Source organism: Desulfuromusa ferrireducens (assembly GCF_055389805.1).
Map to the genome: position 1 here is coordinate 340,017 of NZ_AP042415.1, position 20,803 is coordinate 360,819.

The 20,803-nt window shown below is 53.5% G+C and carries 20 protein-coding genes; 12 read left to right on the forward strand and 8 right to left on the reverse strand.

All coding sequences use genetic code 11. The features are described 5' to 3' along the window. The first annotated feature begins 73 nt into the window (after positions 1-73). Both ACZ5PT_RS01510 and ACZ5PT_RS01515 read left to right on the forward strand, forming a co-directional pair. Positions 74-289 carry a hypothetical protein gene (locus ACZ5PT_RS01510; RefSeq protein ID WP_464265045.1) on the forward strand — a complete coding sequence of 72 codons (216 nt, stop codon included), beginning with the start codon at positions 74-76 and terminating at the stop codon, positions 287-289. Continuing rightward, positions 283-900: a hydroxyacylglutathione hydrolase family protein gene (locus ACZ5PT_RS01515; RefSeq protein WP_464265046.1), complete on the forward strand. Its 618-nt coding sequence runs from the start codon at positions 283-285 to the stop codon at positions 898-900. The genes ACZ5PT_RS01510 and ACZ5PT_RS01515 overlap by 7 nt, the downstream gene beginning before the upstream one ends. Positions 901-963: 63 nt before the next feature. Here ACZ5PT_RS01515 and ACZ5PT_RS01520 read toward each other — a convergent pair whose 3' ends face one another. Genes ACZ5PT_RS01520 through prmA form a run of 3 tightly spaced genes read right to left on the reverse strand, consistent with a single transcriptional unit; the run spans position 964 to position 4,406 of the window. Beyond that, on the reverse strand, positions 964-2,721 hold the full coding sequence (locus tag ACZ5PT_RS01520; protein ID WP_464265047.1) for an RDD family protein: 1,758 nt from the start codon (positions 2,719-2,721) through the stop codon (positions 964-966). Further along, positions 2,718-3,485, reverse strand: coding sequence for a 16S rRNA (uracil(1498)-N(3))-methyltransferase (locus ACZ5PT_RS01525; protein ID WP_464265048.1), 768 nt, complete (start codon positions 3,483-3,485; stop codon positions 2,718-2,720). Before ACZ5PT_RS01525 ends, ACZ5PT_RS01520 begins: the two co-directional genes overlap by 4 nt. Next, entirely contained in the window at positions 3,486-4,406 is a 921-nt protein-coding gene (gene prmA / locus ACZ5PT_RS01530) for a 50S ribosomal protein L11 methyltransferase (protein WP_464265049.1), read from the reverse strand. A gap of 401 nt (positions 4,407-4,807) precedes the next feature. On the opposite strand from prmA, the gene ACZ5PT_RS01535 reads away from it, so the two are divergent. From ACZ5PT_RS01535 to ACZ5PT_RS01560, 6 genes are all read left to right on the forward strand, one after another. Then, a complete protein-coding gene (locus ACZ5PT_RS01535) occupies positions 4,808-5,482 on the forward strand; it encodes a response regulator (RefSeq protein ID WP_464265050.1) in 675 nt (224 codons plus the stop codon). Then, entirely contained in the window at positions 5,483-6,928 is a 1,446-nt protein-coding gene (locus ACZ5PT_RS01540) for a sensor histidine kinase (RefSeq protein ID WP_464265051.1), read from the forward strand. It begins immediately after the preceding gene. 238 nt (positions 6,929-7,166) lie between these two features. Further along, positions 7,167-8,774, forward strand: coding sequence for a thiolase family protein (locus ACZ5PT_RS01545; RefSeq protein WP_464265052.1), 1,608 nt, complete (start codon positions 7,167-7,169; stop codon positions 8,772-8,774). A gap of 75 nt (positions 8,775-8,849) precedes the next feature. Then, positions 8,850-10,220 (forward strand): sensor histidine kinase, encoded by a 1,371-nt coding sequence (locus ACZ5PT_RS01550; protein ID WP_464265053.1) that lies wholly within the window; start codon positions 8,850-8,852, stop codon positions 10,218-10,220. 25 nt (positions 10,221-10,245) lie between these two features. Then, a complete protein-coding gene (locus ACZ5PT_RS01555) occupies positions 10,246-11,001 on the forward strand; it encodes a response regulator (RefSeq protein WP_464265054.1) in 756 nt (251 codons plus the stop codon). Between the two features lie 166 nt (positions 11,002-11,167). After that, a complete protein-coding gene (locus ACZ5PT_RS01560) occupies positions 11,168-11,905 on the forward strand; it encodes a FadR/GntR family transcriptional regulator (protein WP_464265055.1) in 738 nt (245 codons plus the stop codon). Positions 11,906-11,988: 83 nt separating this feature from the next. On the opposite strand, the gene ACZ5PT_RS01565 is transcribed toward ACZ5PT_RS01560, so the two are convergent. Beyond that, positions 11,989-12,834, reverse strand: a complete 846-nt coding sequence (locus ACZ5PT_RS01565) for a GGDEF domain-containing protein (RefSeq protein ID WP_464265056.1) — start codon at positions 12,832-12,834, stop codon at positions 11,989-11,991. A 213-nt stretch (positions 12,835-13,047) separates the two neighbouring features. On the opposite strand from ACZ5PT_RS01565, the gene ACZ5PT_RS01570 reads away from it, so the two are divergent. Continuing rightward, the gene (locus ACZ5PT_RS01570) at positions 13,048-13,314 is read left to right on the forward strand and encodes an antitoxin (RefSeq protein WP_464265057.1); all 267 of its coding nucleotides are present in this window, start codon (positions 13,048-13,050) and stop codon (positions 13,312-13,314) included. A 22-nt stretch (positions 13,315-13,336) separates the two neighbouring features. Continuing rightward, complete coding sequence (locus ACZ5PT_RS01575; protein WP_464265058.1) at positions 13,337-13,846, forward strand: MaoC family dehydratase; 510 nt, start codon at positions 13,337-13,339, stop codon at positions 13,844-13,846. A 54-nt stretch (positions 13,847-13,900) separates the two neighbouring features. On the opposite strand, the gene ACZ5PT_RS01580 is transcribed toward ACZ5PT_RS01575, so the two are convergent. From ACZ5PT_RS01580 to ACZ5PT_RS01590, 3 genes are all read right to left on the reverse strand, one after another. Beyond that, the gene (locus ACZ5PT_RS01580; RefSeq protein WP_464265059.1) at positions 13,901-14,656 is read right to left on the reverse strand and encodes a DUF169 domain-containing protein; all 756 of its coding nucleotides are present in this window, start codon (positions 14,654-14,656) and stop codon (positions 13,901-13,903) included. Positions 14,657-14,757: 101 nt separating this feature from the next. Then, on the reverse strand, positions 14,758-15,213 hold the full coding sequence (locus ACZ5PT_RS01585; protein WP_464265060.1) for a DUF302 domain-containing protein: 456 nt from the start codon (positions 15,211-15,213) through the stop codon (positions 14,758-14,760). A gap of 96 nt (positions 15,214-15,309) precedes the next feature. Then, entirely contained in the window at positions 15,310-15,819 is a 510-nt protein-coding gene (locus ACZ5PT_RS01590; protein ID WP_464265061.1) for a SprT-like domain-containing protein, read from the reverse strand. Positions 15,820-15,903: 84 nt separating this feature from the next. Between ACZ5PT_RS01590 and ACZ5PT_RS01595 the strand changes: the two genes are divergently transcribed. Continuing rightward, positions 15,904-16,851: a rhomboid family intramembrane serine protease gene (locus ACZ5PT_RS01595; protein ID WP_464265062.1), complete on the forward strand. Its 948-nt coding sequence runs from the start codon at positions 15,904-15,906 to the stop codon at positions 16,849-16,851. Positions 16,852-16,863: 12 nt separating this feature from the next. Here ACZ5PT_RS01595 and dinB read toward each other — a convergent pair whose 3' ends face one another. Further along, positions 16,864-17,994 (reverse strand): DNA polymerase IV, encoded by a 1,131-nt coding sequence (gene dinB, locus ACZ5PT_RS01600; protein ID WP_464266698.1) that lies wholly within the window; start codon positions 17,992-17,994, stop codon positions 16,864-16,866. Positions 17,995-18,126: 132 nt separating this feature from the next. On the opposite strand from dinB, the gene aceE reads away from it, so the two are divergent. Next, positions 18,127-20,802 (forward strand): pyruvate dehydrogenase (acetyl-transferring), homodimeric type, encoded by a 2,676-nt coding sequence (gene aceE, locus ACZ5PT_RS01605; RefSeq protein ID WP_464265063.1) that lies wholly within the window; start codon positions 18,127-18,129, stop codon positions 20,800-20,802. The last annotated feature ends 1 nt before the right edge of the window (position 20,803 follow it).

The window sequence follows — 20,803 nt, forward strand, 5'->3', positions numbered from 1 at the left end:
TTGTTGTTGACCTGCCGTCTCTGTTACTATAAACAGCGTCTGAGATGCTAACAACTGAATTTACGGAGATGACATGGCTTTTTACCTAAAAACAAAACTTTGGCAAACGGGTGCCCTCGACTGGTGGGCAATGATTGATAATGAAGATGTCTACTTGGGCAACCGTGAGTTCCCTTTGCCCCCAGAAGAAGGGGATGAGTGGAAGGTACGCTCCTCTGGAGATCGCTTTAAGGTGATTGAAGGCGAAATCCGCCTGATCGCCAAAGAAGACCCGGTTGAACCATGGTGAGATTAGAGATTGTCCAACTGGAAGCCAGCGAGATGGACAACTATTCTTACCTGATTTTTTGCCCGGAAACACGCCAAGGCGCAGCGGTCGACCCATCGATGCGCCCTGAACTGCTGATTGAAGCAGCTGCGGCTCAGGGCGTCACCCTGTCGCTGCTGCTCAACACCCACGGACACCAAGACCACATTGCCGGCAATCCGCAGGTTCTGGCGCAGGGCAATATCAAACTCGCGGCCAGTCCCATCGACATGCCCAACGCGGACATTCCGTTGGCTGAGGGGACAACAATCCCTCTGGGCAATGGCGAGATTGAAGTCCTGCATACCCCTGGCCACACCCCCGGTTCGCTCGTCTTTAAGATTGGCAACCGTATCATCACCGGCGACACTCTGTTTGTCAGTCGCTGCGGCCGTGCTGACCTGCCGGGCAGTCAGGCAGAAGATCTTTATACCAGCCTGCAACGGCTGAAAACCCTGCCGCCCGCAACCCAGGTTTACCCCGGTCATAATTACGGCCCGACACCGACATCAACCATCGGCTGGGAATTGGACAATAATGACTTCCTCAAATGTCCCGATCTTCCCAGCTTTATCAAACTGCGCATCGGCTGAAACAAAACGAGGCCCCCGAAATCGTCATTTCGAGGGCCTCGTCGTCTTTACTGACACTTCAATTCACGCCTCTACGGGCGACCCCTTGAGGGATACCAGCCGGGTCCCGGCCAAGCGATCATTCCAACCACGACGATCTGGACTCGACAGAACGACCAAGTAGCCAAGCCCTCCCGGCAACATCTGCAACAAACCACCGACGCTGCGCAAAAAAGCCTGTGAGAACAGCAGCGGCTCACCATCAATCGTTTCTACCCGCAAGCCAGTTAACATTTTGCCTGGAGTTTGTCCGGCGAGAAAATGGAAGAGGGTGAAATAGCCGAAAGCCAAGGAGAATAACACCAGAAAATACGGCACTGACAGGTCGATCATGGTTTCCATGGAAGGCAGCCAGTTATCGCCACTGGGAGCAATTGCCGCTTCGGCAGCAACCACAAAACTGACACCAACCACGACCAGCAGAAGCAGATCACAACAAAAAGCAGCGACACGGCTGCCGGTGGCTGGCAGGCTATCGGCTTCCGCTACGGACGGTGCTTCGTCCGGCAATCCTTCAAATGCGAGAACCTCAGACAGTGGCTCATCGAGCAAATCGGCAGCAGCGAGCTCTTCGACCGGGGGTTCTGTTATGGGAATATCCGCAGGAACATCTGCTACGAGTTGATTATCAGCAATTATCGCGACGGCTGCTGCCCGCCCTATCTCTTCGGTCAACGCAGCGGGCAACGCTGTCGTTTCAAGCGGCGCTTTTTCTATCACGGCAGCCAGCGGAAGTTCCGCCTCAACTGTAGACTTATCCTCCAGAACTTCTTGCCAAGCAGCAGCTGGCGACGGCAATTCTTCCGCCTCAGCTGCGCAAGGTTCTGCTAAAAACGGCTCCGCTGCGGGCACCTCTGATAGCAACTCACCGTGGGGCGCAACAAACTCTCCAGCCGGTTCATTCGAAGCGTCAACAACGACACCGGGAAGAGCAACCTCTTCATCCAACGGAGGTTCAGCGAGCGGTTCGTCCAGTTGCAGATCAACCTCTTCAACATCAGCGGAATCGGCGACAGTTTCAACAACAAAAAGATCCAGTTTCTGCTCCGGAGCCCCCTCAAGGTGAGAAGACTCCGGTAAGTCAAAAGGGGCTTTAGGGTCCCCCCCGGTCCCAGTATCCTCATCGTCTTCGAATTCTACCGTGTCGCTGTCGAAGGAAAATCCTTCGTCCTTTGCCGGTGGCAATTCAAACGCATCTGCATCCAAATCATCCGCCGGACCACCAGCGACCTCCGTTGCCTCCTTCTCCTCACCGGTTGGGTCAAAACCGAAATCGTCATCCAGATCAGAGATGGCAGCAGCAGCTTCATCGGCGGGCTCGTCATCATCGAGGTCAAAAGAAAATTCTCCCGCGCCACCATCTTCTGCGGCGGCAGGCTCTTCTTCAGGGGCGGTCAAACTCTCATCGACATCCTCATCAGCCGAGGCTTCCTCAAACAACTCGTCGAAAGAAAGATCTTCTTCCTCTTCACTCTCCCCCATGAAATCGAAACCAAAGTCATCGCCCTCACTAGAAGACTCAGAAATTGGCTCTGCTGGAGCTTCAGCGGCTTCACTACTAGCGACCATTGTTGCCGTCGCAGCGGCGACAACGGCTTCCACCGTCGCGCTCTCCTCCTCAGCCTCCTCAGCCACCGCAGCCTCATCGACCGGTTTCATCTGGCCGGGGAAAAGAACACTTACGATCCCGAAACGCTGCTTGTGCTCGATTAAATCCTTGCCACATTTTTTGCAGCTGTCGAGATGGTCAAAACTGTTGTAGCCGCACTTAGGGCACTTCATGACTCATCCTTTCCTTGGGAAGCAGCATCTCTGCCGCACCGGACTTTCGTCAAATCACCATAAAGATATTGTAAAATTGCCATAATCGCAAGTCCGGCAGTCTCCGTTCGCAAAATTCGCGGGCCGATACTGACCGGAAGATAGCCCGCAAGCTGCGCTTTTTCAGCTTCTTGTGGCGTGATGCCCCCTTCGGGGCCAATAATGACAGCGACCCGCCGTGGTCGTTCAGACGGCAAAACCTGGTTGAGCGGCCGACCGCTTTCTTCCCAAAGCAGCAGTTTTAAATCCGCATCAACGGCAGACAGGGATGATTCCAGACTATGGCTGAGCTGCAGTTGCGGCAGATAGGGCTGTCCCGATTGTCTGGCTGCTTCCTGAATGATTTTTTCCCAGCGACCAAGCCGTTTCTGTTCGCGATCGCCCTTCAAGCGGCTGACACTGCGCTCCATCTGCGTGGGCAGAAACTGATTAATCCCCAATTCAGTCCCTTTTTGCAACACCAACTCCAACTTTTCGCCCTTCGGCAACCCCTGGATCAGCGACAACGTACATTCAGGTGCGGGCACCTGAGCAACCGACAAAATGCGCGCTTTTGATTCCTCCAAAAGAAGAGCCCGGGCAACCAATCCTGCACCGTCGAGCAATTCACACTCGGCACCTGGTTGCAACCTGAGGACAGTCCGCAAATGACGCATCACATCCGTTGGCAGGGCAACTGTTTGATCCGGGGCTAATTGAGCTGTCGGTAAAAAAAATCGATGCATTTATTTTTGCCGACGATAAAGGAGACAGACCCAGTCATCCTGCACGCGGGTCGGGAACGCTTCAAGCGGCAAACGGGCAAAACCATCCCGCACTAAGGTCTCTTTTTCCTCCAGGATGCCGGAAAGAACCAACCATCCCCCTGGGCGCAAATGGCGCAGCAGTTCGTCCTTTAAGCGAACATTCTCTTCCGCAAGGATATTGGCCACGACTAAATCGAAGCTCCCCGTCAACTCTTCCAATGGCTGGAGGCTGATCTCGATCTGCTCATTCAAGTTGTTTTTCGCCACATTCTCCCGAGCCACCTCGCAGGCTAGCGGATCGATATCATTGGCCAGAATATTATCACACCCCAGAGCCGCAGCACCAAGCGCCAGAATCCCCGATCCGGTACCGACATCCAACATGTTAGCTGGCGGCTCGCTACCATCCAGCAACTCGGCGATCATCTCCAGGCAGAGCAACGTCGTTCCGTGGGTACCGGTCCCAAAAGCCATGCCAGGGTCAATCTCGATGGCCACTTCATTGTTGTTCGGCTGGTAAGGATCCCAGCTGGGGTGAATAACCAGCCGCGACCCGATATGCATGACGGAAAAGTTCTGTTTCCAATTTTCCGCCCAATCTTCCATTCTCACAACCGCAGGAGCACTGACAGAGAGAGTTTGCCCTGCCAAACCTGGCAGGCGGTGCAATCCTTCATCAATCCACGTGCGAAGCTGTGAAGGATCCGTCGCATCTTCGAAGTAGGCCTTCAAATGATAGATCCGCTCGGGTTCAAGTTCTTCATCCGGCACACTAAAAGTATCCAGGTGCCGGTCCTCTACCACCGTTCCCCCGGCACCGAGATCAGCTAAAACAGCACCAGCTAAATCGACATACCGACCGGGAACAGCAACTTCAATGACAATCCACTCATTTTTCATAACCCCTAATTAACAGAGAGATCGAAAGAAAATCAACAACGAATCTTAAGAAAAAAGTTGACACAACATGAAAAGTCTGGCTGAATTCTAAGCTCAGGCCAATGAATGCGCTGTTTATCACTGAAATCAAGGTCTTATTTAAAAATTTTCGCCTGCGGATAAAATAATTAGAAAATCTTATTATCTCGCTTGCACTGCTGTCCGCTCTCTGATAAAGTTGCCATTAATCTTCATGAGCAGGCACTATAATTATGCCCGTCTCATATCGCAAAACTTTTTAAATGGTAAACGTTACTAAAATTATCAGCCGAACCAAGTTATCACATTCGGCCCGAGATCATATCAATTCAAGAAGAGGCGGGGCTTAAACTCCTCGATACCTTGCAACGAAGGAGACACAAATGCGCATCCTGGTAGTGGAAGACGAAAAGAAGGTTGCCAGCTTTATCAAGCGGGGTCTGGAAGAGGAAGAGTTTGCCGTGGATGTTGCCTATGACGGTGAAGAAGGCGTCTACATGGCGGAAAACACCGAGTACGACCTGATCCTGATGGACGTCATGTTGCCCAAAAAAGATGGGCTGAGCGCCATCAGGGAGATCCGGGAAATGAACATCCCGACCCCGATCCTCTGCCTTACCGCTAAAGACACCGTTGATGATATCGTTTCCGGCCTCGACATCGGCAGTGATGATTACCTGACCAAGCCATTCGCCTTTGCCGAACTGGTTGCTCGCGTCAGAGCACTGATTCGTCGCGGCTCCCAAGATCGTGGCGCCGAATTGTTTTTCGCTGATCTTCGCCTCGACCCGGTCGGTCACAAAGTTTGGCGCAGCAGCAAAGATATCGACCTGACCGCGAAAGAGTACGCGCTGCTTGAGTATTTTATGCGCAATCCGAATCAGGTTCTGACCCGGACCATGATCGCCGAACACGTCTGGGATTACACCTTCGATTCGTTCACCAACATCATCGATGTTTATGTCAACTATCTACGCAAGAAAATTGATCGTGATTTCGATAAAAAACTGATCCACACTGTTCGCGGAGTCGGCTACGTTCTCAAGGAGTCCGATTAATTGCCAGTCGGCAGTAAACTGAGAAACCGCCTCACCATCTGGAGCTTTATCCTGCTAATTATGCTCCTGGGTGCAGGCGGTTTTTTTTGCTATCACGCACAGCAGCAAGAACTTCTGGAAAACCTGGACAAACAGCTGCTGTCCATCGCGCGAAACTTTGCCTGCAGCTATCGCGAAGTTGATGTGTCGAGCTCTACCGACAGTAGCTTCTGTCAGGATTTCAATCGGCTCAGCGTATGGCAAAGTGGTGAACAAGCGGTTGAGCTCTATTCCCTACAAGGAAAAGTCCTCTGCAGCAATAAGCATCCCTTTAACTCATTACTCAGCTTTTCGCCAGCAGCAGAAGCAAATTCTTCAGCGGGAAAGTCCTACTTCGAAAATATCGGGGACAATTCAGAGCAAAAGATTCGCCGGCTGACCACTCCCATTATCGAGAACGGTCAGATCCGCTACCATTTACAACTTGGACACCCCCTTGAGGAAACAGCTCTCAACCTCAGCCATTATCGCCTCAAACTCATAACCGCAGTCCTCATAACCTCTATCTGCCTAACCATCTGCCAATGGTTGTTGCTGGGACTGATGATCAATCCACTGGCAAAACTGTCACGTCAGATGGATCGCACCGGCGAAGAGAATATGCAGCAGAAATTCATGTTCGGCCCATTTCCCGGCAGCGAACTGCAACAACTGGCCGATAGCTACAATGGGCTCACCGAACGCCTTGCCCAGAGCTTACAACGAGCCCGGCAATTCTCGACCGATGTCACCCACGAATTACGCACCCCCCTGACTATTCTGCGGGGAGAAACGGAACTGGCCCTACGGGGCGAGAAAGATGCCGAGGAATTGCGGCGCATCCTCAACTCCAACCTGGAAGAAATCAGCAGGATGGGGCACTTGGTTGAGGATCTGTTACTGCTGTCGAAAAGTGAGTTGGGCGAAATCCCCCTGAAGATGGAAGCCATAAACCTGAACGACCTGTTGGAAGAACTCCATTTTCATGGCAGCATCATCGCCGAACCGAAACAGATCAAGGTCGAACTTCAAGGTCCAGAACAGCAGGTCAGTCTGCTAGCCGATGCCCACCGCATCCGACAGGTATTTCTCAACCTGCTGACCAACGGCATCAAGTACACCCCGGAAGGCGGCACGGTGACCATCGACTGGTCACTAAAAGGCGAAGCGGTACGGATAATTTTCAAAGATACCGGCATCGGCATCGACAGCGAACACCAACAACATATTTTCGATCGTTTTTACCGGATCGATAAAACCAGCAACTGTAACGATGGTGGCTCCGGTCTGGGACTGGCGATCGCCAAATGGTTGGTTGAAGCCCACGGAGGATCGATCATGGTCTGCTCTGTCCCGGGACAGGGCAGCAGCTTCGCCATCGTGCTCCCCCTGACACGCAAAACCGACCCGGCGACTAAACAACAGTAGGATCAAACATGAGCCTAACTTTTTAGTTCACTTTTCCGTCTGGCTGTTATATACATCTGTTTAAGGAAGCCTTTTATTAGGCTTCTGGCCCCGAAGACCTACCCCCCCTCCAGGTCTTCGGGGCATTTTATTTTCTGCTTTTTTTCGTCCGCACCCGCCCACTCTCGAGCAAAAGCAGCAACTTTCATTTCTCATTTCGAGTGCTATGATATTGATATCCTGAACAATTGGAGTCACTATGAGCCGCTCATTTCATCCCCGTCCAGTCTTCCTCGCCGATTCCTTTATGCTTCCAGTCGGCAAATATAACGGTCGCCACCGCCCCAAACTTAGTTTTCTAGAACTGGTTGATGCGTTAAATCCTTTACTGGAAAACGCTCCATTTAAAAAAGAACGGATCGGCTGCGTTGTTGTTGGCTGCCAAAACCCCTTTGCCTTTTCCGGCATCGACAATGTTGCCGCCAAAGTCAGCGGACGCCTGGGAATCAGCGGAGCAAAGTCCCTGCTGGTCGATACCGCCTCCTCGTCCGGGGCCAGCGCCTTCGAGGCGGCCTACCTTGAAGTTGCCTCAGGCCAACACGATCATGTTCTGGCGATCGGCATCCAAAAGATGAGTGATGTTTCAACCAGCAGCGCAACAAAAATCGTCGCCGGTGTGATCGACCGGGACGAAGCAGAATACGGCCTGACGATGCCGGCCTGCGGCGCATTAGTGGCCCAATCGCTGATGGCCGAATTTGGGCTGAGCGCCAAACAGTGGACGGAATATTCAGCCCGCTGGACAGAAAGTGCTCACTCTTATGCGGCACAGAACCCCAACGCCCATCTCAATTATGAGATACCGGTAAAACAGTACTTTGAGGATATTGACAAGGGCATCAACTACCTCTATTACGACCCGTTGCGCTTCTACGATTTCTGCCCGATGTCGGACGGCATCGCCGCCTGCCTGCTAACCGCGACCGGCAATCGGGTGCGCATTGCCGGAGTGGGGTCGGGTACCGACATCCCCACCATTGCCGACCGTCTGACCTTTACCAGTTTTCCGGCTACATTGATTGCCCTGCGACAAGCCCTCGGAATGGCCGGGCTCATCGACCTGCAGCAACTCGAGGGGCAACTGCATATCAACATGCACGACCCCTTTAACGGCTTTGGTGCAATTAATCTGGTCGACCTGGGGGTAACGCCACGAGAACGCCTCTTTGATGGACTGCTCGATCCAGACCTGACCGGCCCGAACGGCAGTTTCCCGACCAACCTGACCGGAGGACTAAAAGGTCGCGGTCATCCACTTGGTGCAACCGGCATGGTACAGATTGTTGAAAACCACCAACTGCTCTGTAGCGGAAAATACAATGCCGGCCTGTCTCACTCGATCGGCGGACCGATCAACAACAATGTCGTGGTCCTGCTGGAGACCGACGACCATTACCGGCAGCGCAATGCCGAACCATACCACCCGGATCGAAGACAACCCCTGGGACAACTAAAGCCCACAGGGTTCAGCCTTGAGACAATCCTCGGCAACGACCACAAATGTTCAGCAAAACTTCTGGCAAAAACCTCACGTTTTGACTTCAGAACCGGCAATCCACAGCGCACCCTGCTGCTCATCTCGAGCAAACATGCAGGAGAAAGATATCGCTTTTTGATCGGCGTCGATCCGCAAGCGGCGACCCCTCTCGAAGGGTTGTTCACTGGAGATAAAATCCAACTGCAGCAGGTCGCCGGCGAATTGCGGGTCAATGATGTGCCAATTCGCCGTTTTTATCGAAAAACCATTGGGGGCATGGTCGATCTGGCGGACAATGCGATTCGTCATTTGCGGCGTAAGAAGCGATAATCATTGATCGAAAATGCGCCAACAAGTGTGTATCTGCACAGTGCATTCACCCAACGACCGTGATAGGCTGCGCGGATGCGAATTACCGTCAAACAACAGGTTCTCCTGGCACCGGCAACCGTTCTGCTCCTTTTGCTCCTGCTGCTCGGGTTCATGCACTATACCTACTGGGACCTGTCGACCAAGCGTGAAGAGGCCAAAGCGATCGGCACCACCTTCGTCGCCCTGGCAGAAGCTGACCTGGCCGCCCGCCGGCTGCATGTCATTGTCCGCACCCTGCAACATACCGGCATGGCAACACCTGAAGACATGGCCCTGACCACCGACCTGTATGATCGGCTGATTGGAGCAATCGAACGGATTGTCCCTTTCGGGCCACTCAAAGAAACCCGAGACATTGAACAACTCAGCGTTCTGGCTGCAAAGTTCAATCCTTCGACCACCCTGGAACCGGAACAGACCGCAGAGCTCTTTGCCAGCTTCCGGGCACAGCTGTCAAACCTGTCGAATACCACTCAAGTGCATCGCAACAAGCTACGTCACATGCACAAACAAGATATCAACCAACTGGTTGAACACACCGTACTGGTGTCGATTTCGGTCCTGGCATTAGCCATCCTGCTGTGCCTATTAATCGCAGTCTATTTCAGCCGACGGATTCTCAGTCGCATCCAGACGTTGTCGGACAACGCCGGTCGCATCGCCGATGGCGATCTCGAATTGCCACCAACACCGGCCCACATCGATGACGAGCTCGATGCCCTAACGGTCTCCATCAACCGAATGACCAACCGCCTGATCAACGTCGTCGGCACCGAAAAACTCCTGGAAGGAGCCGAAGAGGAACGCCGCAGGATCGCCATGGATCTACACGACCAGACCCTGGCTGACCTCTCCGCGGTCCTGCGCGGACTCCAGGCTCTGGAAATAAAAGCTCCAGACCAGGAAACCAACCACAGTGCCATCACCCTCGGCCAGGACTTGAACCGAGCGATTTCCAATCTCCGCGATATCATGAATAACCTGCACCCACAAACCCTCGACATACTTGGACTGGGGGCAGCGATTGAAGCCCATCTTGATCGCCACTGTTGCACAGACAATCTTCCCGAGTATCATCTCTATATAGATCCGCGGGTTGGCGAACAAAACCTGAACCGGGCGCAGCAACTGGCTCTGTATCGGATTGCCATTGAAGCGATACAGAACGTGCTTAAGCATGCCGAAGCCAGCCGTTACGAAGTCAACCTGGAACTGCGTGAAAAGGTTCTGGTTTTGTCGATTGAAGACAATGGCAAAGGCTTTGCGCAAGAGATTTACAATGGCAATGGCCGGGGGCTGAACAACATCCGCGAACGCGCCCGAGCAATCGGTGCCGAGGTCGACTGGAAAACGTCACGTTTTTCTACTGGCACCCGCTTTGAATTAGCCCTGCCAACCGCCTGAATCATCACTATTTCTGGAGCAAGTCATGGAAAAGATCGAAATTCTGATCGCTGAGGACAACCCAAAAGACTTCGAATTCCTCGAGCAGCTGCTTTCCAGTTGGGATGAAAAGGTGCAGATTACCCGGGCCCCCAACGGCAAGGTGGCGCTGGAGATGGGGCGAAATCGCAGCAATCCACTGGTGATCAGTGACATTCAGATGCCGGAAATGAACGGCATCGACTTCGCCCGAAACCTCTGGGAAGAACAACCGCAGGCACGGATCGTTTTTTGGAGTCAGTTCAAAGACGAAATGTATGTCCGCGCATTGGTAAAGATTGTCCCCCCAGAGACGGTTTATGGCTATATCCTGAAGTCGAGCCCACGCGAACGGATCTCCTCAGCCATCCGCACGGTCCTGCTGGAAGAGCAATGCTGGATCGCCCCTGAGGTGCGCAAAGTACAAGGGCGTGCTGGCCACAGCCTCACCGCCCTTTCCGATATCGAATACGAGGCATTGCTCGACATTTCCCTCGGCCTGACCGACAACCTGATTGCGCAACGCCGCTACCTCTCCAGGCGCGGAGTGCAAAGCCGGCTCAACTCTCTCTACATCAAATTAGGTCTGGATCAGGATCAATTTCACAGTGACAAAGTTGGTGACTCCTTCAATCTGCGCAACCGAGCCGTTGCAGTCTCCCTCGCACGCGGGCTGGTCAACGCCTTCGAAATGGAACATGAGGAAGTCGAGTTCCAAGCCTGGTTCAAACGTTTCCGGCAAAGCAACAAAGCAACAAAATAGCGATTTCGCCAACTGGTATGACCGATAAATTAACTTTCCCAGAAACACATCCAGGTGAACTTCCCCGGCTCAAACAGATAGGACCATCCCCCTATCAGCAGCGCTCTTCGCTTGTTATTCCCCATAAGCTATGGTAAAAGGTCTTACCAAGAACCAGGAGGATAATATGGCCACAGTGTTCAAACCGATCCGCCCGAAGAAACTCTCCGAGGAGATCGTCAATCAAATCAAGGAACTCATTTCCCGTGGAGATTTGCGCCCCGGACAAAAGATTCCTTCAGAAAGAGAACTTGCCTCGTTTCTGGGGGTCAGTCGGCCTTCGGTCCGTGAGGCGATCATGGTTCTGGAAGCAATGGGTTTTCTTGAGTCACGTCAAGGGGGCGGCACCTATGTTCGTTCGTTGGCGGATGTCTCTATGGCCGACCCATTGGCCAGCATGGTTGAACGCCGTGATCCACGCATGCTACACGCACTAACCGAAGTCCGTATCGGCCTGGAAACCTGGTCAGCATACCTGGCAGCAAAACGAGCCGAGGATTCTGAGATTGCGCATCTGCGTGAACTCTATGCTGTCATGGTTGAGCAATCATCCAGTGGTGGCTGGGATGCTGATATCGATGCCCAATTCCATCTGACCATTACGGCAGCAACGCACAACACCCTGCAGGTCCACGTGCTCGACACCATCCAGTCCCTGTTTCAAACCACGATCATGGTCGCGCTGAGTGAATTCTACAGCAAAGAGGGCTACATCGAACTCTTGCTGAATCACCACCGTGAAATCCTGGAAGCGATCGAGGCCAGAGACCCCGAACGCGCTCGCGACCGGATGATGGAACATCTCACCCTGGTTGAAGAGAAGCTCGCGCTCTTCCTGCAGAAAGAACGCCCCGATACAGCTTGAAAATAAAATGTATTCATAAATAAAAAGCGGCTGCCCCTACTTGGGACAGCCGCTTTCGTTTAACAACCGTTCAACGGCAATACTCAGTTATTTTGCTTCTCGGTATGGGGGCAACCGACCACCATATTCCGCCCGCGACCCTTGGCAAAATAGAGTGATTTATCTGCCTGCTTAACCAATTGCTGACAGCTGGTCATCGAATCAACTAGCATTGACACCCCCAAACTAGCCGTCACGGTCACTTCCTCCTGATTATCATTTTCCTCGGCCGTCACCATGACAAACGTTTCTATTGCAGCGCGTAGCCGTTCCGCCAGGAGCAATGATTTGCCTCCAGCAGTATGCGGTAAAATGACCAGAATTTCTTCGCCACCATAGCGAGCCACAACATCTGCCTCACGCACTGTGGTTATAATCAATGTCGCCAGCCGCTTTAAAATCAGGTCGCCAATCGGGTGCCCCCAACGATCATTGACAAGTTTAAAATGATCGATATCGAGCAGCAGCACAGAGAGAGGAAAACCGTACCGTTTGGAACGGAAAAACTCTTCGTGCAACCGCTTTTCCAGATAGCGACGATTGTAAATTCCCAACAACGGATCGGTGGTGCTTTCATACTCCAAAGTAAAGATCCGCTTAATATCATTGGCCGTTGTCAACGACAGCGTACTGACCAGCAGAACAAAAACCGCACCAAAGAAAAAGATCAGCGGGACAATCAGATCGGTCAGTTGAGCGTGATCGCCCCAAAAAAGGAAGGAGTAGAGGAGGTAGCCACCGATAAAAAAGTAGAGCAAAACCGACAGCAAGCGCCACGAACTACGAATACCACCCGGAGGAAGTTGCAGAATCAGCCGCCAGACCGGCCAAACAGCCGCCAGCAACAACGCGCTACCGAGAATCAATAACAAACCAGCGAAAAGTTCCATAACAAAATCCAAACAGGAAAACCAAACGGAGCCCCCTCCGGACAGAAACTATTTGCACCTCGGAGGGTATTTAAAACAAGCAAGACAGTCAAGCTCACTACGAATCGACTGACAACTTAATTGTAAATTCTCTGATTTCCGCAATATCCCTTTATGTTAAACTTGCCACCGCTATCACTGACTTTAGATTCTTTTTCTACAAGGCCCTCAACTATGCAGATGGAACAGATCTACCAGGCAACTATCGACAAATGGGGCGAAGAGGCCCAATACGATCAGGCGGTTGAAGAATGTGCCGAATTAATTGCGGCGCTGAAGCATTATCGGCGCGGGAAAATCGACAAACAGGCCGTCATCTCAGAACTGGCCGATGTCACACTAATGCTCGGGCAACTCCGCTGGATGTTCGGCCCAGAACAGGTGGATGAGGAAATAAAAACTAAGCTGACAAAACTGGATAAACTGCTGAGCTGCCCGTGAATCAAAATAAGGAGTCTGACCGATGTCGAGCAAAGCTACAGAATCGACCGCTATTTTAAAACTACTTGAATTTCTGCAACCACAAATCGGACAGGAAACGCACCTCGGCCCCTGGTTGGAAATCGACCAGCAGCGGATCGATAAATTTGCCGAAGTGACCGGCGATGTCCAATGGATCCACACCGACCCGCAGCGCGCCAAAAAAGACTCCCCCTACGGTTCAACCATCGCCCACGGTTATCTGACCCTGTCGCTGCTGCCCTTGCTGACCGAAAGCAACCACCCGGACTTCTTTCAGAAAAACTATCCGGGCATGAAATACCGTGTCAATTATGGACTGAACAAAGTCCGCTTCCCGGCACCGGTTAAAGTCGGAGCAAAAGTCCGTGCCCGCACCGAAATTCAATCGGCCGAAGAAGTTAAAAATGGTGTGCAAATCTGCTACCTGATTAAGATTGAAATTGAGGGAGCTAGCAAGCCGGCCTGCGTTGCCGAGTTTCTCGCGAGGGTCTATCCGGATACCGCGCACTGAACAGCCGGCGCAAAACCTCACACCGACTGCGATAAACCATGAGTTTTAGAGGGTTCAGATATCCTCTTCTCCAGTAATAAAGGTCGGTGGAAGATCACAACTATCGGGGATCTGAAAGGGGATCGGATAACGAATTCCAGCCTTATGGGTTGCCTGCAGCGCTTCAGCCGTACGCTCCAGCCAGGTGGCTGGAATTCCGACCAACAGTTCGTGGTCCTGCGCCATGGCGAAGCGGCGGTCACCGAGGCAGGGGATCTCAATGGTCGGCTCACCGCTGATTGCCACCTGCGCCACCCCACGCGAACAGACCCCGGCATCGCCGGATGACTTCATGGTGAACTCGCCACCCTCATGGTAGAGAAAGGCCTGCACCATACGCATCGCCTGCGCCGTATTCATGTAGATCACCACCAGATCCGGTTCCAATCCAGCAATCGGACGACCCAGCGGATAGGTCAACACCGCTGCCATCCCCGAGTCAAGCCGAGGCATCACCTGCTGCATCGCTGCCGCCGCAGACTGATTCTGCTGATAGACTCCGTCATTAACCACTCCATCTACGACCCGTTGCGGTGCGTCGATTAATCCGGTGCAGCCGGCCCCCAAAACACAATGAGCGGTTTCTGCCGTACAACAGGTCGACCAGCCATACATCCGGCTGTAAGCAATCTGCTGGCAAATGGTCAGCCGCTTGCCCTGCAGACGTATTTTCTTCCCCTCCAGCAATGCTTTATCCGCAATCAGGTTCACTCCCACAGGTTGAGTTGCCGGATTGACGGTTTCCCTCAGAACGTTAATAAAATTCTCCACACGACCTCCTGTTTGTTTTAAATAATGACAATGATGTTCACTAGAAATAGATGTTCACCTATGTATAAATTCCTACATTATGAAACACAGCCATAAAACGATCATGGAGCGGTCGCGACCTGGGAAAACTTAGCCAACGCCCCGGCGAGCTTCTTCAACGCCTGCTCTGCACAAGGTTCCAAACCATGCCGCTCTGCCAAATAGTGCGGATCGTTGTAAGTTAACCAGACCTGACCATCGGCATCCTGCCAGATCAACGCTTTTTGCGGCAAATCAATCGCTGCAGATTGCTGACACTGCATCAGCGGAGTGCCAACCTTAGGGTTGCCAAAAATAACCAGCTCAGTCGGTCGTAACTCCAGACCGGCACCCTTTGCTCCAGCGGCATGATCGATCCGAACAAAAACCGTCATTCCCTTATTTAACAGAGCACTCTCTAACCGGTCTGCGGTGGCTCTAACATCGTGAGCGCTTTTTACATGCACAACGCCAACGGTAGCATGGGACAGGGGAATAAAAACAAAGGTAAAACAGATAAGAAAAAACAGTGAACGCATATCAGACCTCCTGGCTACGAATTGGGTTCGTATCAAGCTTACCTGACATTCCTGCCATTTTTCATGGGGAGGGGAATTGTTCAATAAATAGATTGTTCAGACCGGTCGCAAACGACCACCGCAATTGCTATGAAAATACTTTCGGCGCCGATTCAAACGTCTTATCCGCCGGAATTCCGTACCGCAGGTCTGGCAAACGGCGACCAGCTTCAACCGTTGTTGATAGAGCTGATTCAAGGCCTCACTCTTGCCACAACTCTCCGCAGCCGTACCAAGGGCTCTCGCCCAAGCCTGCCATTGCGGACCATGGGCGCGGCGATAGCGGTTACCATATTGATCGCTCAGATGATCACAAGCGTGGGCGATTTCATGCAGCAAGGTCTGTTTAAGCGTCTCCGGCTCCTGGGCAAACTGCAGGCGGATACAGACCGGCAGTCCCTGCCGTGAAACATAACTGCCCAAACTGCGGGTTGCCCGACTGCGCCTGACCGGCAACGCGGCCAATCGAGTCAGCAGCGGCGGTGCCTGATCGCCAGCTGTACGGTAGAGGCAGGTGGTGATTTCAGCCCAGAGCCCAAGCTCCGTGGCAAGTGTTTCGACGGTCATAACAGCCTGCAAGGAAAGGGGTGATTTGCTGTTATTAGCAGTTATCGGATGACCTGACAATCTTCATCTGCCAGAATAGCCGCTATGAGCGATAACCGGATCGACATCGAGCAACTGGAATGGATCGTGATACCAGCGCAACTGACGGATGGGCCAACCTCCCATCCGCTGTCGAAACGCCAGCGTAAAAACTGGGCCCTGGTCCTGCAATCACGTGGCATTCCCTACCGCAACCAGCGACTAACCCACGGTTGGCAGTTGTCGGTGCCGACCACCAGCTACCGGGCTGCCGTCGAAGAACTGCAAAGTTTTGAAAAAGAGAATCGTAACTGGCCACCACCGCCTCCGGCAGAACACCCTCAACAGGAAAACACTGCGGCAACAATATGGGTACTGATTGCCCTCGGGCTGTTTCATATTCTGACGCAGAAACAGATCGCCCTTTTCGGTCACGCCCCAATCAACTGGCACAGCCTCGGTAACGCGCATGCCGGGAAAATTCTCGACGGACAATGGTGGCGCCTGGTCACCGCCCTGACCCTGCACTCCGGTGGCGTCCACCTAATGGGCAATATCGTCGTTGGCGGCATTTTTATCAACCGCCTCTGTCGTGATCTCGGGTCCGGTCTCGGCTGGAGTCTGGTCCTGGCCAGCGGCATCCTCGGCAACCTGGCCAACGCCCTGGTGCAATCCCCCGACCATCGCTCCATCGGCGCATCAACTGCAGTTTTCGGTGCCGTCGGCCTGCTGGCAGCGATCAACACCATGCGCTACCGCGACAATTTACGCCGCCGCTGGCCAATGCCCGTGGCTGCCGCATTGGGATTACTTGCACTACTTGGGGCAGGTGGCGAGAATACCGATATTGGTGCGCACCTGTTTGGCTTTCTGTTCGGCATCGGGCTGGGTGTGCTAGTTGGCTGGATTGCTCAGCAGTCGGGTCAGCTGTCCGCAGCAGTTAATCGCCTTTTCGCCGGCGGAAGTTTGTGTCTGCTTATGCTCAGCTGGTACTTTGCTCTTTATGGAGGCTGAGACTATCGAGAGCTAAGGAAACGGCAACTCCATCTGCAACGGTTCTTCCGCCGGGATATCGGTCGTCAGCCCGGAAATTGTCAGGCCCAACAACCGGACCGAGCGCTGACCGGCTTCGGTTTTCCCCAACAACTCTTCTGCCAGTTGTAACATCTCCGCCGTCTGTTCATTCGGTTCGACGCGGGTGAGCGAGCGAGTGACAATTTGAAAATCACCATATTTGACCTTCAAAGTCAGCGTCAGGCCACTGGTCTCTTTGCTTTGCAACAACGTGGCGACCCGCCCTGCGAGATCGCCGAGGATGGTCAATAGCTGACCTCGGTCGGCGATATCTTCGCTCAACGTTGTTTCTTTGCCGATCGACTTACGCACCCGGTTCGGCACCACCGGACGCAGGTCTATGCCGCGAGCAATGTTGTAGTAATACTCTCCCGCCTTGCCGAAATATTTATCCAGCTCTTCCCGCGAGCAGCGCTTCAAATCCGCGCCAAGCAAAACCCCACGGTTCTGCATCTTAGTTTCCGTAACCCGCCCGACGCCATGAAAGCGACGCACCGGCAGCAGATCAATAAATGCCTGCGCCTGTTCTGGCGTCACCACCGTCAGGCCGTCAGGCTTCTGCACATCGGAAGCGATTTTAGCGAGAAACTTGTTGTAGGAAACACCGGCCGATGCGGTCAACTGGGTCACGCTGCTGATTTCCTGCCTAATCTCCTGCGCCACCCAGGTGGCGGAGACAATACCCGGCTTGTTTTCCGTCACATCAAGGAAGGCTTCATCAAGGGAGAGCGGTTCGACCAGATCGGTGTACTGATGGAAAATTTCGCGAATCTGTAACGACACCGTTCGGTAGGCATCAAAACGGGGACGAACAAACAACGCCTGTGGGCAAAGTCGATAAGCCCGGGCGCAAGACATGGCCGAATGGATACCGAAACGGCGCGCCTCGTAAGAACAGGTCGCCACCACGCCGCGACCTCCAGGATCGCCACCGACGATCACCGGTTTGCCACGCAACGCTGGGTTGTCCCGCTGTTCGACCGAGGCGAAAAAAGCATCCATATCGAGGTGAATTATTTTGCGTTGTTCTGCCATTCCCTGATCAAACACCAGATAAGGACAGAGAAACAACTGGATTTCCACTCTCAAGTTGTTTTCCCACCGCAGCGTCATAGCGAAAAACTTAATGTCAGGTAAGATTTACAGAGTTTCGATTTTTTAACTGCATGCACCCACGAGCAAGCAGCGTTCTTCAGTTACAAGGAGTTGAGGGCTATGAGTCAGCAAAAGCCGAAAGTTACAGGCGACCAGCAGGAAGTAGAAAACAGCGAGTGGCGTGAATCGCTCGATTACGTATTGCAGAATCAGGGGCCGGATCGGGTTCGACAGCTGCTCAGGCTATTGCAAGTACGCGCACAGGAACAGGGGGTCAGCATCCCCTTTACCGCCAACACCCCCTATATCAACAGTATCCCCTACGATCAGCAACCGGTGTTCCCCGGCAACCGCGACATCGAACGCCGCGTCAAGTCGATCATCCGCTGGAACGCCATGGCGATGGTGGTGCGCGCCAATCGCGAATCCCCCGGCATCGGCGGCCACATTTCGACCTACGCCTCAACCGCAACCCTCTGGGAAATGGGCTTCAATCATTTCTGGCGCGGCCGCACCGAAGACTTTATCGGTGACATGGTTTATTTTCAGGGGCACGCGGCACCGGGAGTTTATGCGCGGGCCTTTCTTGAAGGACGCTTGACCGAACAGGATTTGGAACGCTTCCGCAACGAACTGCACCCGGAAGGTGGACTCTCCTCTTACCCGCACCCCTTTTTGATGAAAAACTTCTGGGAGTTCCCAACCGTCTCGATGGGGCTGACCGCCCTGACCGCCATCTACCAGGCACGCTTTAATCATTATCTGGTCGACCGCGGCCTACGCAAATCGAGCGGCCGCAAGGTTTGGGCGATGCTCGGCGACGGCGAAATGGACGAACCGGAATCCCTCGGCGCCATCACCCTGGCGGCCCGCGAGCAGCTCGACAACCTGATTTTTGTCGTCAACTGCAACCTGCAACGCCTCGATGGCCCGGTGCGCGGCAACGGCAAGATCGTTCAAGAGCTGGAAGCCGCTTTTCGCGGCGCCGGCTGGAATGTCATCAAGGTCATCTGGGGCGGCGATTGGGATCGACTCCTCGATCAGGATCAATCCGGGCGCTTGATTGAACGGATGGACGAAGTGCTCGATGGCGAGATGCAACGTTTCACCCTCGGCAGCGGTGCCTATATCCGCGATCATTTCTTCGGCAAATATCCGGAACTGCTGGAGCTGGTGAAAAACTACAGTGATGAACAGCTTGGCGCGCTGACCCGCGGCGGTCACGACCCGGACAAGGTTTATGCGGCGTACAAGACGGCCTATGAACACAAGGGCTCGCCGACGGTGATTCTGGCGCACACCATCAAGGGCTATGGGATGGGCGAAGCGGGCGAAGGGAAGAACATCACCCACTCGCAAAAGAAGCTCAACGAAGAGGAACTGAAGGAATTTCGCACCCGCTTCAACATCCCGATCAGTGATGAGGACATCGCCGCAGCGCCATTTTATAAACCCGCCACCGATAGCCCCGAGTCTCAATACCTGCTGGAACGCCGATCACAGCTAGGCGGTTCCATTCCCAATCGCTATGCCGGCAGCGATCCGATGGCCTGCCAGACCGACGAACTGATCCGCGAATATATGGACGGTTCTGGAGACCGGGAACTGGCCACCACCATGGCCTTTGTCCATCTGCTGGCCAAACTGCTGCGCGATCCCGAACTGGGCAAACTGATCGTCCCTATTGTACCCGACGAGGCCCGCACCTTCGGCATGGAAGCGCTGTTCCGGCAGGCCGGAATCTACAGCCACTCCGGGCAACTGTACGAGCCGATCGACAAGGGCAGCCTGCTGTTCTACAACGAAAAGAAGACAGGAGCCATTCTGGAGGAAGGTCTCAGCGAAGCCGGTTCCATGGCCAGTTTTATCGCCGCCGGCACCGCCCACTCCAATAACGGCGTACAGACCATCCCCTTCTACACCTTCTACTCGATGTTCGGTTTCCAGCGGGTCGGCGATCTGATCTGGCAGGCCTGCGACAGCCGCGCGCGTGGCTTTTTGATCGGCGCCACTTCGGGGCGCACCACTTTGGCCGGTGAAGGGCTGCAACATCAGGACGGTCACAGTCATCTGCTGGCGATGGCACCGACCAAGGTCAAGGCCTACGACCCGGCCTTCGCTTATGAACTGGCGGTGATAGTCCACGAAGGGCTGACGCGCATGTACTGTCATCAGGAAGACTGGATCTACTACCTGACGGTGATGAACGAAACCTATCTGATGCCAGCAATGCCGAAGCGGGCCGATGTACGCGAAGGGATCATCAAGGGGATGTATAAGTATCAAACGGGGAAAAAAGGCAAATTCAAAGCGCAGCTGCTCGGTAGCGGGGCAATTCTCAACGAAGTCATCAAGGCCCAGCAGCTATTGGAAAAATATCAGGTCTCGGCCGATGTCTGGAGTGTCACCAGCTACAAGGAACTCTATACCGACGCCATCGAATGTGAACGCTGGAACCTGCTCAACCCGCAGAAAAAATTCAAAACGCCTTATGTCAGTCAGCTACTGAGCAAAGAAAAAGGTGTTTTCGTCGCCGCTTCCGACTACATGAAAGCCCTGCCGGCTTCGGTCGCACAATGGTTTCCGCGGCCACTGCATTGTTTGGGAACCGATGGCTTCGGCCGCAGTGACAGTCGCGAACTATTGCGCGATTTCTTTGAAGTCGATGCGCGCTATATTGTCGTCGCCACCCTGCGCCAGCTTGCCTTGGCTGGGGAACTCCCGATGAGCAAGGTGACCGAAGCGCTGAACGAATTTGCTATAAATCCAAACAAACTGAACCCCCACGTCGAATAAA